Raw genomic sequence first — 14,826 nt, forward strand, 5'->3', positions numbered from 1 at the left:
AAACGGATCCGGCGGTGGTGGCGCTAATTTGATTTTATTGGGGGGCAATAAAAAGGCGCCGGTCGAAACCGGCGCCTTGTGTATGCTGATTGCAGCAGGGCGGCAGTGAAACGGCAGGGCCATTCACCCGGGGCTTACTCCCCGCTTGGCAGCATGTCCTGTTCCAGGAACGGCAGGTATGCGGCACTGGCCAGCAGTTGCTTGGCTTCCTCGATATCCGGGGCGAAGTAGCGGTCCTTGTCGTAGAAGCTGACGCGCTCGCGCAGCTTCGCCTTGGCCTGTTCCAGTTTATCGGTGCTCTTCAGCGGTGCACGGAAGTCCAGGCCCTGGCAGGCGGCCAGCAGTTCCACGGCGAGAATGCCGCAGGTATTGTCGGCCATGTCCCGCAGGCGGCGGCCGGCGAAAGTGGCCATGGAGACATGGTCTTCCTGGTTGGCGCTGGTAGGCAGGGAGTCGACGCTGGCCGGGTGGGCCAGGGACTTGTTCTCGCTCGCCAGTGCAGCGGAAGTCACCTGGGCGATCATAAAGCCGGAGTTCACCCCGCCATTTTCCACCAGGAAAGGCGGCAGGCCGGACAGGTTGGTGTCGATCAACAGCGCCATGCGGCGCTCGGAAAGTGCGCCGATCTCGGCCAGTGCCAGCGCCAGGTTGTCGGCGACCATTGCCACCGGCTCGGCGTGGAAGTTGCCACCGGAAATAATGTCAGAGTTTTCCGGATTTTCCTCGTCGGTAAATACCAGCGGGTTGTCCGACACACCGTTGGCTTCCGCCAGCAATACTTCCGCAGCAAAGCGGATCTGCTGCAGGCAGGCACCCATGACCTGCGGCTGGCAACGCAGGGAGTAGGGGTCCTGCACCTTTTCACAGAACTGGTGGGATTCGCCGATCTGGCTGCTGTCGCCCAGCAGCGCGCGATAGCTCGCCGCTACCTCGCGCTGCGCTTTCTGGCCGCGGACCATATGAATGCGGTCGTCGAATGGGCGGCGCGAGCCCTTGGCGGCTTCCAGCGACAGGGCGCCGGTGACGATACCGCCGGCGAACAGGTCCTCGGCGGCGAACAGGCCCAGCAGCGCAAAAGCGGTGGATGCCTGGGTGCCATTCAGCAGGGCCAGGCCCTCTTTCGGGGCCAGGGTCAGCGCTTCCAGGCCGGCCTTTTGCAGGCCTTCGGCGGCGGGCCGGCGCTGGCCATCGATAAAGCATTCGCCCTCGCCCAGCAGTACCACGCTCATATGCGCCAGCGGCGCCAGGTCACCGGAGGCGCCCACGGAACCCTTTTCGGGAATGGCCGGGAAGACGCCGGCATTGACCAGCTTGATCAGCGCATCGATGACCACCGGGCGCACACCGGAAAAGCCGCGCGCGAGTGAATTGATTTTCAGCACCATCAGCAACCGCACGGTGGCCTCGGCCATAAAGTGGCCGGTACCGGCAGCGTGGGACAGCACGATGGCGCGCTGCAGGGTTTCCAGGTCTTCCTTCTCAATCCGGGTGTTGGCCAGCAGGCCGAAACCGGTGTTGATACCGTAGACGGTGCGCCCTTCGCTCAGCACCTGTGCCACGGTTTTGGCGGATGCCTCGATCGCCGGGTAGGCGCCCTGGTCTAGGGACAGCTCAACCGGTTCACGGGCGACGCGGCGCAGCTGGGCCAGGCTCAGCTGGCCGGGGGTGATTTTCAGTTTGTACATAAATTCTCTCTTGTGCTTCGAGCGCGGAGCTCCAGCTCCGCTTCAGGCCCTGGGCCCGAGCCATATCAGGTTCCGGGGGCCGGCTTCGCCGGCGGGAGGAGCTGGCTGCGGAAGTGCCCTGGCTCCTCATTCCCGGGGTGTTAATCTTTCAGCATCGGCAGGTCGAGGCCCTGCTCGCGCGCACAATCCCTGGCGATGTCGTAACCGGCATCCGCATGGCGCATCACGCCGGTGGCCGGGTCGTTCCAGAGGACGCGCTCGATACGCTTGCGCGCCGCCTCGGTACCGTCACAGACGATCACTACGCCGGAGTGCTGGCTGAAGCCCATGCCCACACCACCGCCGTGGTGCAGAGAGACCCAGGTGGCACCGCTGGCGGTGTTCAGCAGGGCATTCAGCAGCGGCCAGTCGGAGACCGCGTCGGAACCGTCCTGCATGGCCTCGGTCTCGCGGTTGGGGCTGGCCACCGAGCCGCTGTCGAGGTGGTCGCGACCGATGACTACCGGTGCTTCCAGTTCACCGCTGGCCACCATCTCGTTGAAGGCCAGCGCCAGGCGCGCACGATCCTTCAGGCCCACCCAGCAGATACGTGCCGGCAGGCCCTGGAACTGGATGCGTTCGCGGGCCATATCCAGCCAGTTGTGCAGCTGCGGGTCGTCCGGGATCAGCTCCTTTACCTTGGCATCGGTCTTGTAGATGTCCTCCGGGTTGCCGGACAGCGCCGCCCAGCGGAAGGGGCCGATACCCTGGCAGAACAGCGGGCGGATGTAGGCGGGTACAAAGCCGGGGAAATCGAAGGCGTTCTTCACACCCTCTTCCAGTGCCATCTGGCGGATGTTGTTGCCGTAATCCAGGGTGGCGGCGCCGCGACGCTGCAGTTCCAGCATGGCTTCCACCTGCACGGCCATGGACTGCTTGGCCGCCTTCACCACGGCCGCCTCATCTTTCTTGCGCATCTCGGCGGCGTATTCCATCGTCCAGCCCTTCGGCAGGTAGCCGTTCAGCGGGTCGTGGGCGGAAGTCTGGTCGGTGACCGAGTCCGGGGTGATATTGCGCTCCACCAGTTCCGGGAAAACGTCGGCGGCATTACCGAGCAGGCCCACGGACACGGCTTCGCCTTTTTCCTTCGCGCTATTGATGATCTCCAGCGCCTCGTCGAGGGTAGTGGCCTTTTTGTCCACGTAGCCGGTGCGCAGGCGGAAGTCGATCCGGGTCTCGTCGCATTCCACGGCGATCATACAGAAGCCGGCCATGGTGGCTGCCAGTGGCTGGGCACCGCCCATGCCGCCGAGGCCACCGGTCAGGATCCACTTGCCGTTTGCCTCGCCGTCGAAGTGCTGGCGCGCCACTGCGGCGAAGGTTTCGTAAGTGCCCTGGACAATGCCCTGGGAACCGATGTAGATCCAGGAGCCGGCGGTCATCTGGCCGTACATGGCCAGGCCCTTTTTATCCAGCTCGTTGAAGTGCTCCCAGGTGGCCCAGTGCGGTACCAGGTTTGAGTTGGCAATCAGTACCCGCGGTGCATCGGCGTGGGTCTTGAATACACCCACCGGCTTGCCGGATTGCACCAGCAGGGTTTCGTCGTCTTCCAGGCGCTTCAGTACCTCGACAATCTTGTCGAAGCATTCCCAGTCCCGCGCGGCGCGGCCGATACCACCGTAGACCACCAGGTCCTCCGGGCGCTCGGCCACTTCCGGGTCCAGGTTGTTCATCAGCATGCGCAGAGGCGCCTCGGTCAGCCAGCTTTTGGCGTTCAACGCGCTGCCGTGGGGGGCGCGGATGGTGCGGCTCGGGTCGTGGCGTTTGTCGGTCATATCTGCCTCACGAAATATTGATAACTTTTCTTTCGTCTTTCCGGACTGCACCGGGATGACGAGGATTGCGTGTAGGGGCGCACCTTGTGTTCGCCCCGGGTCGGGGTTGCCAATGGGCCGATGTGCCCACCGCGGCCGGGGCAAACACAAGGTTCGCCCCTATAGAAAATCTCTAGAAACGCAGCTGTGCCCCCAGCCGGTAGCGGCTGCCCGGGTGCACCAGGCGCGCAAAGCTGACAATCCCGGAGCGGCTCATGGTGCGGCGCCAGATCTGCAGGCAGGCGTTGCCGGTCTCCACTTGCAGGGCGCCGGCGATTTCGTCTCCCGCGGCGATCGCCTCCACGGTGGTGTCCGCCTCGGTCAGCGGTGCCACCCTGGTCAGGTAGGCATTGGGGGTGACACGGCTGAAATCCTGTTCCAGGTAGTCGGGCGCCAGCTCCGGGTTGGTATAGCGCTCCTCCCACTGGATCGGCAGGTCGTTATCGCGGTGCACAATCACCGAGTGGAAGACCCGCGCACCCTCTGCCAGGCCCAGTGCCCGCGCCACACCTGCTGATGCTTCGGTCTCCTCGAGCAACAGGATAGTGCTGCTGTAGCTGTGGCCGCGGGCGGAAACCTCGTCGGCGATGTTGCGTACCTCCAGCAGTGACCCTGCCGGCACCGGCTCGGCGACGAAGGTGCCCAGGCCCTGGGTTCGCATCAGCACGCCCTCGTCGGTGAGCTCACTCAGGGCGCGGCGCGCGGTCATGCGGCTGACGCCGAACTCCCGCGCCAGGTGGTTTTCGGAGGGCACGCGAAAGTGCACCGGCCATTCGCCGCACTCGACCTTGTCGCGGATATGCCGCTTGATGGCGGCATATCGGGGTTCCCTGTCCTGGGCTGAGGGTTCTTTACCCATAGCTGAAGGCTCCTTGTTTGGCGTTGAGGGCTCTCTTGCAGTATTCATGGGCTCAGGTACAGTGCATGTCTTGCTTGTATATTCTTGTATATACAAGCTGCTACTATGGATTTGCCGCCGATGGCTGTCAAGCTGCCCGCTGGACTGTGGTCGGGGGCGCAGTCATATGATGTGAATTGCGCCAAGTGACCGGTATCGAACTATCGTTAATGGGAATCGCGGCCGATAGCGCCGCCTGATGGAATACCTATGACTGAACGCTGCGACCTGCTGATCAGCAATGTAAATGCCGCCACCATGGATCCGTCCCTGCCCGGTGGCTACGGCGCCGTGGAAGATGCCGCGGTGGCGGTTACCGGTGGCCGGATTGTCTGGATCGGGCCGCGCCGGGAGCTGCCCGAGTGCGCCGCCGACCAGGTCATCGACGGCGAGGGCCAATGGCTGACACCGGGGCTGGTGGACTGCCATACCCACCTGGTTTACGGCGGTCACCGTGCCTCCGAATTTGCCCGGCGGCTGGGTGGCGAGAGCTATGAGGAGGTCGCCCGTGCCGGTGGGGGCATCCTGTCGACGGTGCGCGCCACCCGCGCGGCCAGTGCCGAGCAGCTTTACCACGGTGCGGAGCCGCGCCTGAAGGCACTTTTGTCCGAGGGTGTCACTACCATAGAGGTGAAGTCCGGTTACGGCCTGGAGCTGGATACTGAATTGAAGCAGCTGCGCACCGCGCGCCGGCTGGCGCAGCACTACCCGGTGGACATCGTCACCACCTGCCTGGCCGCCCATGCGCTGCCGCCGGAATACGACGGCCGCGCCGATGAATACATCGACCTGGTGTGCGGGGAGATCCTGCCGGCAGTGGCGAAGGAACAGCTCGCGGATGCGGTGGATATGTTCTGTGAATCCATCGCCTTTTCGGTGGAGCAGTGCCAGCGGGTGATTGAGTGTGCCAGTGAGCTGGGCCTGCCGGTCAAGGCACATGCCGAGCAGTTGAGCAGCTCCGGCGCCACCAGTATGGCGGCGAAAGCCGGCGCCCTGTCGGTGGACCACATCGAGTACATTACCGATATGGATGTGGCCGCAATGGCCGAAAACGGAACCGTGGCAGTGTTGTTGCCCGGCGCTTTCTATACCCTGCGGGAGACGCGGGTGCCGCCAGTGGACAAGCTGCGCGCATCCGGGGTCAGCATGGCGCTGTCCACGGACCTCAACCCGGGCAGTTGCCCCATCGCGTCCCTGCGCCTGATGATGAACATGGGCTGCAACCTGTTCGGCCTGACACCGGCGGAAGCGCTTGCCGGGGTGACCCGCTCTGCGGCGCGGGCGCTGGGCCTGTGCTGCTCACGCGGGGTCCTGCGTGCAGGGCTGCGTGCGGACATGGTGCTGTGGCCCATGGATACACCGGACCAGCTGGCCTATGAATACGGGGCCATCAAGCCGACCGGGATTTTCTTTGGAGGTAAGAATGTTACAGCTGGCTGATATGCGCCTGTGGAGTGGTCGTACCGACTCCGAGGACGGCAAGGCGGGCGAGCGCTGGCACCAGCGCATCACCCCGCTGCAGCTGGACAGCGCGCCCGGGCTTGCGATCCTGGGTTTTTCTTCCGATGAAGGGGTGCGCCGTAACAAGGGCCGCATCGGTGCTGCCAAGGGGCCACGTATCCTGCGCCTGGCCATGGCCAACCTGCCGGCCACGTTTGACGCCCCACTGTACGATGCCGGCAATGTGCGCGTGGAAAAAGAGGACCTGGAATCCGCCCAGTCGCTGCTGGGTGCACGGGTCACCGAGTTGCTGGACGGCGGGCACTTTCCACTGGTCCTGGGTGGCGGCCACGAGATTGCCTACGGCAGTTACCAGGGCGTAGCCCGCTGGATGCGCGAGCTGCACCGGGACAAGACCCTGGGGATCATCAATTTTGATGCCCACCTGGACCTGCGTATTCCCGCGCCGAAAGGTTCATCCGGGACGCCTTTCTACCAGATTGCAGAACAGTGTGAGATTAACGGCAAGCCGTTTAATTACCTGTGTGTGGGCGCCGCCGACAATGCCAACACGCCGGCACTCTATAACCGCGCGGACGAACTCGGTGCGCAGGTTATCCGCGACCGGGAAATCACGCCCTGGAACCTGGACAATGTGCGGGAAATTATCGAGGGCTTTATCGGCGGGGTGGACCTGGTTTATTTAACGGTCTGCCTGGATGTCTTCCCGGCGGCGGTGATGCCGGCGGTCAGTGCCCCTTCCGCCCGCGGTGTGCCGCTGGAGCTGTTCGAGCCGCTGCTGGATACTGTGCTGGAATCCGGCAAGGTGTGCCTGGCGGATATGGCCGAGTTCAATCCCTACTTCGATATCGAGGATCACGCCGCGCGCACGGCGGCCCGGATCGGTTTCCAGATTGCCAATGGGGCTGCCGCTGCAAAATAAATGGTACCAGGCTCGGGTACGGGCCTGGGATGACACCTGCAGCGGGCGGCGTTCAGCCCGCTGATGACAGCGCCGGTAATGCGGTAAATAAAATGGTGGCTGCCAGCAGGACGACCGATGGCCACGTGTTCAGCAGCTTTTTCCATGGCCGCCCGGCATTTCTCAGGGTTGCTTGCATCCCATTGCCTCCTTTCGATCGGTAAGTATTGCCTTGGAGTAAGTAAAGTGCCCGATTGTTTCATCGGCCACTGAAAAATTCTTTCGTTTGCCCGGGGCTGTCACATTCACCGGTACTACCAGTCCACGAATCAGTCCCGCTGCAAATTTCCTCTCATCGCCAGGGGGCACCTGCCCCAGGTTGGCCTGGTCGTTGATGTCCCCGGAACAGGACTTGTTTGACATTGCTGGCTTCTCGGGGAGAGGGTGACGCGAGACGGCCTATTTCAGCCCGGGTATTTTGCCCCGCAAGGCAAAGGGGCCGATATAGCAGACCTGCGAAGTTATTGCGGGATCCTGTCGCGACGGTAAAACACGAGTCAGCAGGCCGGGCAACAGTGACAATGCTGGAATTGCAGTGACGACTGTGCCCGGCCCGCTGGGGGTGCTCTGCGGGCGTCAGGTGGTTACGTGCAAGCGTACTTCGATGTTGCCGCGGGTGGCGTTGGAGTAGGGGCAGACCTCGTGTGCGCGCTCGACCAGTTGTTCTGCCTCCGCCTGCTCCAGGCCGGGCAGGTTTACATGCAGGTCCACATCGAGGCCGAAGCCACCTTCCACCTGGCCAATGCCCACTTCACCGCGCACATTGGTCTCTGCTGGCACCGTGACCCTGGTCTGGCCGCCGACAAATTTCAATGCGCCGATAAAGCAGGCGGAATAGCCCGCAGCGAACAGTTGTTCCGGGTTGGTGGCCTCACCACCAGCACCACCCAGTTCTTTCGGGGTGGCCAGGTTGACGTCCAGCACCCCATCCGAGGAAACGGCCTTGCCGTCACGTCCGCCGGTTGCTGTGGCTGAAGCTTTGTAGAGTACTTTCATGATTTCATCTCTTCTCTGGGTCGGGTTGTGGCGCGATGCGCTGTTGCTCGCGCCAGCCTTGAATTCGGGAGAAGGTTATCGCGATAACAGTTATCGCGATAATTAAATGTGACTATGAACGCGATAGTCCCGGGCGGGGGTCGGTTCCGGTGTCAGAGATGGGTATTGATGGTGTCGCGCAGCGAATCCAGCTGCTGCTTCAGTTTGCGCGCAGTTTTCTCATCGAGTCCGCTGATGCAGAAAATGCGTTCGGGAACATCCCTGGCCTGCCGCTGCAGCTTCCTGCCCGCTGCCGACAGCAGGATCAGCACCCGGCGGTCGTCCTCCGGGTCGCGCCGGCGATCGATCAGTCCCTGGGTTTCCAGCCGGCGGATTACCGGGCTCAGGGCACCCTTGTCCTGCATCAGGCGGGCGCTGAGCTCAGTGGCGGTGATGCCGTCCCGCTCCCACAGCACCATCATCATCAGGTATTGCGGATAGGTGAGGCCCAGCTCATCCAGGATCGGCTTGTACAGCTTGCCCATTGCCAGCGACGTGGAGTAGAGACTGAAGCAGAGCTGGTTGTCGAGCCTGAGGTCATCATCTTTGGATCTGGGCATGGGGTGCCGGAACCTTACAGCAATCTGGGACCGCAAGTGTAAAGCAGGCCGCCCGGCACTTGTACACAGTCTTTCGGCATACTCCCTGCCGAAGGCTTCTCAGGGGCTTGTTGTCCAGGGTGTCCTCCGGCAGCTTTCCGGAATGGATTCAGGTGCCAATATGCAGGCGTACATCCACATTGCCGCGGGTGGCATTGGAGTAGGGGCATACCTCCTCATGGGCGCGGTTGGCGACTTTCTCCGCCTCCTCTTTGGCCATCCCGGGCAGGCTGATGTGAAGGTCGATATCGAGCCCGAAACCCTTCTCCTGCGGACCGATGCCCACCTCGGCGCGCACACTGGTGTCATCCGGCAGCTTCAGACCCCCTTTTTCGGCGACATGTTTCATGGCGCCGATAAAGCAGGCCGAGTAGCCGGCAGCAAAGAGCTGTTCCGGGTTGGTGCCGTCGCCACCACCGCCGCCCATCTCCTCGGGCACGTCCAGCTTGACGGCAAGTTTTCCGTCGGACGATTTGGCCTCGCCGTCACGGCCACCGGTGGCGGTAGCGACAGCGGTATAGAGGGTCTTCATTATTGCGCTCCCTGGTTCATTAATTGGTGCCCCAGCAGTGTAGCCAGCTCTTTCCCGGCCGGGGCGGGCCGGGCACGGCCAGGCTGACAAAAAATTTGTGTAAGCTTTTTGCCGCCGTCGGTACTGTAGAACCGGATGACACCAGGAAAGGGTTAAGGAGTAGCCTTGAAGGCCCGCGACACGCAGTTTCAGCAGCTTCTCAATGATTACGGCGCGGGCATTGCTCGTGTCGCGGGGACCTATGCCCGCACCACGGAGGAGCGGGATGACCTGTTGCAGGACATCTGGCTGGCCATCTGGCGGGCGCTGCCGGGCTTTCGGGGTGAGTCCAGTGTGAAGACCTTTATCTTCCGCATTGCGCACAATCGCAGTGTTACCGAGCTGGCCCGACGGCGACCGGACCAGGACGATACGTTGCTGGAAGGTGTGACAGATAGTGCGCCGGGCCCGGCCGAGCGGCTGGCAGGACAGCGGCAGTCAGAACAACTTCTCTCTGCGGTGCAGGCACTGTCGCTGGGTCTGCGCCAGGTCATCAGCCTGCGGCTGGAGGGGCTCAGTTACAGCGAGATTGCCGAGGTACTGGGTATCAGTGAATCCAATGTGGCGGTGCGCCTGAATCGTGCCCGCCAGCGACTGTCGAAACGGCTGGGAGAACACAGTGAGCGATAACCCCCATCAGGCGAACGACCACCCGGGACGTGATCCGGCGGATGATTGGTCCGGTCTGGAGAACCTCTGGCAGGAGCAGGTCCGGCCAGTGCCGGCAGGGGCAGAGATAATCCGGCATGTGCGTCGGCAGGAACGCCGGCTGCGCATCAACGCGGGTCTCGAGTGGCTGGTTGCTATCGCCCTGGTGACGTTTGCCCTGGTGCGACTCTTCTCCGCAGCATCCACAGAGAACATCCTGCTTGCGACGCTAATCCTCTTGCTGGTGGTATGGGCCCTGAATTTTTCTATCGCTAATCGCCGGGGATTGATGGAGCCCCATGGCGAATCCGTACAGGCGTACATGGACCTTGCCCTGCTACGTCTCCAGCGCCGCCGCCGCGGCGTGCGCTTCGCCTGGTTGTTGTATGCCGTGGAAATCTCGATCTTTATTCTCTGGGAGCTGGCCGAAAGGTTCGGGGGCATCGATACAGGCTTCAACCTGTTATCGCCCGGTGCGCTGGTAACTGTGCTGGCGATAACTGCAGTCATGGTTGCCTGGAGCCTGTTGGTCTGGCGCCAGACCGGTCGCGAAAAGCGCGTAATCGAGTCGCTCAGTCATTAAGCCGGGAAGAAATTTGTAAGGTTTGTTTTTGCGCTGGGACTGTAGGAATACATGTTTAGCAAGGAGCAAACCATGAAAACAAACCGATCTATTATCTGGCTGGGAATCCTGCCGGCGCTTATCGTGCCTGCTGCAATGGCGGGGCTTGCCGAGCGTCCCGGGGATAAATCGCCGCAAAACTGCTTCGGACTGCGGGTTGCCATTGTGCAGCCGGTTCAGCCCTTTGTGTGGGACCCGGGAATGGCAGGTGAAATCAATGTAATCCGGGGGCAGGCATGATGAGCGATATTGAAGCGCTGGTGCAGCAATTCTGGCAGGCGCTGCAGTCCATGGGGCTGCTCAAGGGCCTGCTGTTTGTCCTGTTTTTCCTGGCTGTCTGGTTCCTGCCGGCCCTGGTGGCGCTGGTGGCCAATCGTCGCCATGCGGGGAAGATATTTCTCGCCTGCATCCCGGCCATCGCTTCCTGGATTGCCTGGCTCGCACTGCTAGCCTGGGCGGCGACGGGACGCTACCAGCAGTGGGGGCGGAAGCCGGTGGCTGTTGAGACGCACCCCGATCCGGAGCGGTAGCCGTGCACGGGTCAAGGGGGTTGTCACAATCCGGCAATTGCAGCCTCCGGGGGCAGGGGTTATGTTATTGGCAATAACAATAACCAGCCGAGGTCCCCCATGGCCGAATCCGGGATGATCGCCAGCAATGCCCCCAAACCCAGCCGCCTGCGTATCGGGCGGCGCTATCGTGCCAACCGTCTTGATGGCCCCTACGATGCCATCCTGGTCGGCTCCGGTATCGGCAGCCTGACCACGGCGGCGCTGCTGAGTGAAGCGGGCAAAAAGGTCCTGGTGCTGGAGCAGCACTATACCGCCGGCGGCTTTACCCATGCCTATGACCGCAATGGCTATGAGTGGGATGTCGGCGTCCATTACATCGGTGATGTGGGCGGGCATCCCACCATGACCCGCCGCCTGTTCGATTTCCTCTCCGCAGGCGCGCTGGAATGGGCGCCGATGGACGGTACCTACGACCGGATCTGTATCGGCGAGCAACAGTATGACCTGCGCGCGGGGCCGGAGAATTTCAGGCGGGAGTTATTACAGAGTTTTCCGGGCGAGGAAAAAACGCTCGACCGGTATTTCGAGCGTATCGCAGCGGTGGGCAAAGCCATGCCACTGCTGACCATGGAAAAACTCCTGCCGCGCTGGTGCGCTCCAGGCCTTTCACTGTTGAAGAAATGGCGCCTTCCCTCCTACCTCAACCGCACCACTTACGAGGTGCTGCGCGAACTCACTGACAATGAGGAGCTGATCGCGGTACTGACCGGCCAGTGGGGCGATAACGGCATGACGCCCAAAACCAGCAGTTTTATTATCCACGCGTTGATCGCCAAGCATTACATGTACGGTGGTTTTTACCCGGTAGGCGGAGCCAGCCGGATTGCCGAAACCATCATTCCCAGGATCCAGGAAAGCGGTGGCGAGGTATTCACCTACGCGCGAGTGGAGACCATCCTGCTGGACGGCCATCGCGCCCGCGGCGTGCGCATGGCGGATGGGACCGAGATACTGGCGCCGGTGGTGATTTCCGGCGCGGGGGTATTCAATACCTTTGAACGCCTGCTGCCCCACAGCGCCACCGAGGCTGCCGGTTACGATCGCCAGTTGCAGGACGTGGAACCCTCCATGGCGCACCTGTGCCTGTATATCGGCCTGCAGAAGACGGCCGAGGAGCTGGGCCTGCCGAAAACCAATTACTGGCTCTACCCGAGCGTCGATTACGAAGGGGATGTGGACAGGTTCCTGGCTGACAGTGAAGCCGAGATTCCCCTGGTTTATATCTCTTTCCCGTCGGCCAAGGATCCCAGTTTCAATGCGCGCTACCCGGGACGGGCCACCATCGAGATAGTGGCGCCGGGCCGGTACGAGTGGTTCGAGGGCTGGAAGGAGCGGCCCTGGGGCAAGCGGGGTGACGACTACGAGGCGCTCAAAGAGGCATTCAGCCAGCGCCTGCTGGAGCATCTCTACCGGCACTTCCCGCAACTGCGGGGCCAGGTCGACTACTGTGAACTTTCCACGCCTCTCTCCACCGCCTGGTTCTGTGAATACCAGCGCGGGGAAATCTATGGCCTGGACCACGATCCACAGCGCTTTGAGCAGGGCTGGCTGCGCCCGAAGACCCGCATAAAGGGGCTGTACCTGACCGGGCAGGACATCATGAGTTGCGGCGTGGCCGGGGCAATGTATGGCGGTGTGATTGCGGCGCAGAGCATCCTCGGCTGGCGCCGGGGCGTGCCCCTGCTGCGCCGGGTATTCTCGGGATCTGCGCCCGGAGAATATACTGTTCCCAGTGCCAGGGCCCCCGGCTGATATCCGAAACCCTCAGAAGTAATACCAAAAATATTTGCAATAAATATTTTTAGAAGTGCCGAAAAAATAAAGTACCAGCTTTATATCGACTGGAGAGTGGCTACTGGGGGCGGCTGCTCGACCTTCCCGGCAGAAAGGGGAGCGATCAATGATTACTTCACCTGTCTATTGCAATCAGATACGACGGCCGCAGAATCACGGTGCTTGACCGCAGAGTTGCCAGAAAACTATTTCCCGGGCTGCTCGAAGGGTAATGGCATAAAAAGGTTGATCACTACCTGGGCCGCTTACCTCTGTATACATTATATGAGTTGCGTATAATACGCGGTTCGATTCGCAGTGTGTGCTCGAAGGATTATTAAAGAGCGGTTTCCCTAGAATAAATAAATGCAGGTTTACCGTTCTGTACAGGGAAGTGAGCGTATTGTACCCATGCCGAAATATTTTAGAACAGTAGCCACTTTTCTGTTGGCAGCATTACCTTTGCTGACCGCAGCACAGGGCCCTCTCCCCGCAGAATCACACACTCAGGAGTTGCAGCGCCAGCAGGAGCGCGAGCGGGCGTTGCGTGAGCAGCAGGAAAAAAAAGCTGATGTGCGTTTCAGGGATCCGGGTTCCATTGCAGAAATGGAATTTATTCCAATAAGCGAGGATCCCTGTTTTCCCATCCGGGAAATTCTCCTCGAGGGAGACGAGGCTCGCCGGTTCCGGTGGGCCTTGAATGCAGCCGATCCTGCCGAAGACCCGGCTACCGGGCGTTGCCTCGGCACCAGCGGTATCAATATCGTTATGAAGCGCGTTCAGAACGCGATTATCGCCAGGGGGTACGTTACCACCCGGGTACTGGCCGCACCGCAGGACTTGAACACTGGTGTGCTCACGCTGACGCTTGTGCCCGGCCGTATCCGTGAAATCCGTTTTATCGACGACACCGACCCCCGGGCTACCTTCGGCAATGCCCTGCCGGCGGAAACGGGTGAGCTGCTGAACCTGCGCGATATCGAGCAGGGCCTGGAAAATTTCCAGCGGATTCCCACCGTAGCCGCCGATATCCGTATCGCGCCCTCTGACCGCTACGGCGCCGAACCGGGGGAAAGCGATCTCCTCATCGCCTGGCAGCAGCCCGCAATGGTGCGCACCAATATCTCTCTGGATGATTCCGGCAGTGAAGCGACGGGAAAGCTGCAGGCCGCTGCGACCCTGTCCGTGGACAACGGGTGGATGCTGAATGACCTGCTGTATCTCAACGTTGGAAACAGCGTTTTTAACGGCGGTGGGAAAGATACCGGCAATTGGACCGCACACTATGATGTGCCCTACGGTTACTGGCTCCTGGGAGTAACCGCCAGCAGCTACGACTACCGCCAGACGGTGGTCGGCCCCTATGCTTCCTATGAGTACAGCGGTTCCAGCCGCAATGCCGATCTACGCGCAACGAGGCTGCTGTATCGCGATGCAAACTCCAAAACCGGCGCCTATGCCCGGGGTTGGTGGCGCAAATCGCACAGCCTGATTGACGATACCAAAATCCTGGCCCAGAACCGGCGCACAGCCGGATGGGAAGCCGGCCTGACCCACAAGCAATTTATCGGCCCGGCAACCCTGGAAGCCAGCCTGGCCTACCGTCGTGGTACCGGCGCCTTTGCTGCGCAGGCCGCACCAGAGGAGGCATTCGATGAGGGGACATCGCGCATGGAGGTGATCACTGCCAGCGCGCAACTCGCCCTGCCTTTTCAGGTCAGCCGCTACCAATTGCGCTACAGCGGATCCTGGCGCGCGCAGTGGAATCGCACATCCCTGGTACCCCAGGACCTTTTTTCCATTGGCGGCCGCTATACGGTGAGGGGTTTCGATGGGGAAACAACCCTTTCTGCCGAACGCGGCTGGCTGTTGCGCAATGAACTCGGCCTGCCACTGGGCAGCGCGCGGCAGCTGTATCTCGGCCTGGACTACGGAAGAATCGGCGGCCCCTCCGCCGGCTGGCAGTCGGGCAATGAACTGGCCGGTATCGCCCTCGGCCTGCGCGGCGGCTGGGGTAATTTTCAGTGGGATACCTTCGGGGGTACCCCGATCTACAAGCCGCAGGGTTTTCCCGCTTCCGGCATCACTGCCGGGTTCCGTATGAACGCCTCATTTTGATATCGGGCTTTTCAGTGCATTGAGTAATAG

16 protein-coding genes are annotated in these 14,826 nt (G+C 61.6%); 8 read left to right on the forward strand and 8 right to left on the reverse strand.

From position 1 onward, the window contains the following. Window positions 1-134: 134 nt before the first annotated feature. The 3 genes from hutH to hutC form a co-directional block, all read right to left on the reverse strand. Window positions 135-1,685, reverse strand: coding sequence for a histidine ammonia-lyase (gene hutH, locus ACH6CX_RS12895; protein ID WP_232939889.1), 1,551 nt, complete (start codon window positions 1,683-1,685; stop codon window positions 135-137). 140 nt (window positions 1,686-1,825) lie between these two features. Then, window positions 1,826-3,499 carry a urocanate hydratase gene (gene hutU / locus ACH6CX_RS12900; RefSeq protein WP_334078466.1) on the reverse strand — a complete coding sequence of 558 codons (1,674 nt, stop codon included), beginning with the start codon at window positions 3,497-3,499 and terminating at the stop codon, window positions 1,826-1,828. A 172-nt stretch (window positions 3,500-3,671) separates the two neighbouring features. Beyond that, window positions 3,672-4,397 carry a histidine utilization repressor gene (hutC, locus tag ACH6CX_RS12905; RefSeq protein WP_237061947.1) on the reverse strand — a complete coding sequence of 242 codons (726 nt, stop codon included), beginning with the start codon at window positions 4,395-4,397 and terminating at the stop codon, window positions 3,672-3,674. Between the two features lie 249 nt (window positions 4,398-4,646). Between hutC and hutI the strand changes: the two genes are divergently transcribed. Beyond that, the gene (gene hutI, locus ACH6CX_RS12910) at window positions 4,647-5,876 is read left to right on the forward strand and encodes an imidazolonepropionase (RefSeq protein WP_232939886.1); all 1,230 of its coding nucleotides are present in this window, start codon (window positions 4,647-4,649) and stop codon (window positions 5,874-5,876) included. Further along, window positions 5,860-6,819, forward strand: coding sequence for a formimidoylglutamase (hutG, locus tag ACH6CX_RS12915; RefSeq protein ID WP_232939885.1), 960 nt, complete (start codon window positions 5,860-5,862; stop codon window positions 6,817-6,819). The genes hutI and hutG overlap by 17 nt, the downstream gene beginning before the upstream one ends. Window positions 6,820-6,871: 52 nt before the next feature. On the opposite strand, the gene ACH6CX_RS12920 is transcribed toward hutG, so the two are convergent. The 5 genes from ACH6CX_RS12920 to ACH6CX_RS12940 form a co-directional block, all read right to left on the reverse strand. Then, the gene (locus ACH6CX_RS12920) at window positions 6,872-6,997 is read right to left on the reverse strand and encodes a hypothetical protein (protein WP_255701095.1); all 126 of its coding nucleotides are present in this window, start codon (window positions 6,995-6,997) and stop codon (window positions 6,872-6,874) included. Then, complete coding sequence (locus ACH6CX_RS12925; RefSeq protein ID WP_237061944.1) at window positions 6,982-7,221, reverse strand: hypothetical protein; 240 nt, start codon at window positions 7,219-7,221, stop codon at window positions 6,982-6,984. Before ACH6CX_RS12925 ends, ACH6CX_RS12920 begins: the two co-directional genes overlap by 16 nt. 213 nt (window positions 7,222-7,434) lie before the next feature. After that, window positions 7,435-7,854 carry an organic hydroperoxide resistance protein gene (locus tag ACH6CX_RS12930; protein ID WP_237061941.1) on the reverse strand — a complete coding sequence of 140 codons (420 nt, stop codon included), beginning with the start codon at window positions 7,852-7,854 and terminating at the stop codon, window positions 7,435-7,437. Window positions 7,855-8,006: 152 nt separating this feature from the next. Further along, window positions 8,007-8,453 carry a MarR family winged helix-turn-helix transcriptional regulator gene (locus tag ACH6CX_RS12935; RefSeq protein ID WP_232939882.1) on the reverse strand — a complete coding sequence of 149 codons (447 nt, stop codon included), beginning with the start codon at window positions 8,451-8,453 and terminating at the stop codon, window positions 8,007-8,009. 148 nt (window positions 8,454-8,601) lie between these two features. Continuing rightward, a complete protein-coding gene (locus ACH6CX_RS12940; protein WP_334078467.1) occupies window positions 8,602-9,024 on the reverse strand; it encodes an organic hydroperoxide resistance protein in 423 nt (140 codons plus the stop codon). Window positions 9,025-9,189: 165 nt separating this feature from the next. Here ACH6CX_RS12940 and ACH6CX_RS12945 point away from each other — a divergent pair, with 165 nt between their 5' ends. The 6 genes from ACH6CX_RS12945 (at window position 9,190) to ACH6CX_RS12970 (ending at window position 14,796) form a co-directional block, all read left to right on the forward strand. Beyond that, the gene (locus ACH6CX_RS12945) at window positions 9,190-9,693 is read left to right on the forward strand and encodes an RNA polymerase sigma factor (protein WP_232939879.1); all 504 of its coding nucleotides are present in this window, start codon (window positions 9,190-9,192) and stop codon (window positions 9,691-9,693) included. Beyond that, on the forward strand, window positions 9,683-10,294 hold the full coding sequence (locus tag ACH6CX_RS12950; protein ID WP_232939877.1) for a hypothetical protein: 612 nt from the start codon (window positions 9,683-9,685) through the stop codon (window positions 10,292-10,294). The genes ACH6CX_RS12945 and ACH6CX_RS12950 overlap by 11 nt, the downstream gene beginning before the upstream one ends. Window positions 10,295-10,345: 51 nt before the next feature. After that, on the forward strand, window positions 10,346-10,573 hold the full coding sequence (locus ACH6CX_RS12955; protein ID WP_237061938.1) for a hypothetical protein: 228 nt from the start codon (window positions 10,346-10,348) through the stop codon (window positions 10,571-10,573). Beyond that, a complete protein-coding gene (locus ACH6CX_RS12960) occupies window positions 10,570-10,863 on the forward strand; it encodes a hypothetical protein (RefSeq protein WP_237061937.1) in 294 nt (97 codons plus the stop codon). Before ACH6CX_RS12955 ends, ACH6CX_RS12960 begins: the two co-directional genes overlap by 4 nt. A 99-nt stretch (window positions 10,864-10,962) precedes the next feature. Then, a complete protein-coding gene (locus tag ACH6CX_RS12965; protein ID WP_396675517.1) occupies window positions 10,963-12,657 on the forward strand; it encodes a phytoene desaturase family protein in 1,695 nt (564 codons plus the stop codon). A gap of 534 nt (window positions 12,658-13,191) precedes the next feature. Continuing rightward, complete coding sequence (locus ACH6CX_RS12970; protein WP_334079312.1) at window positions 13,192-14,796, forward strand: ShlB/FhaC/HecB family hemolysin secretion/activation protein; 1,605 nt, start codon at window positions 13,192-13,194, stop codon at window positions 14,794-14,796. Window positions 14,797-14,826: the final 30 nt, after the last annotated feature.

Origin of the sequence: Microbulbifer sp. JSM ZJ756 (assembly GCF_044383805.1) — a bacterium.
GTDB classification, from domain to species: domain Bacteria; phylum Pseudomonadota; class Gammaproteobacteria; order Pseudomonadales; family Cellvibrionaceae; genus Microbulbifer; species Microbulbifer zhoushanensis.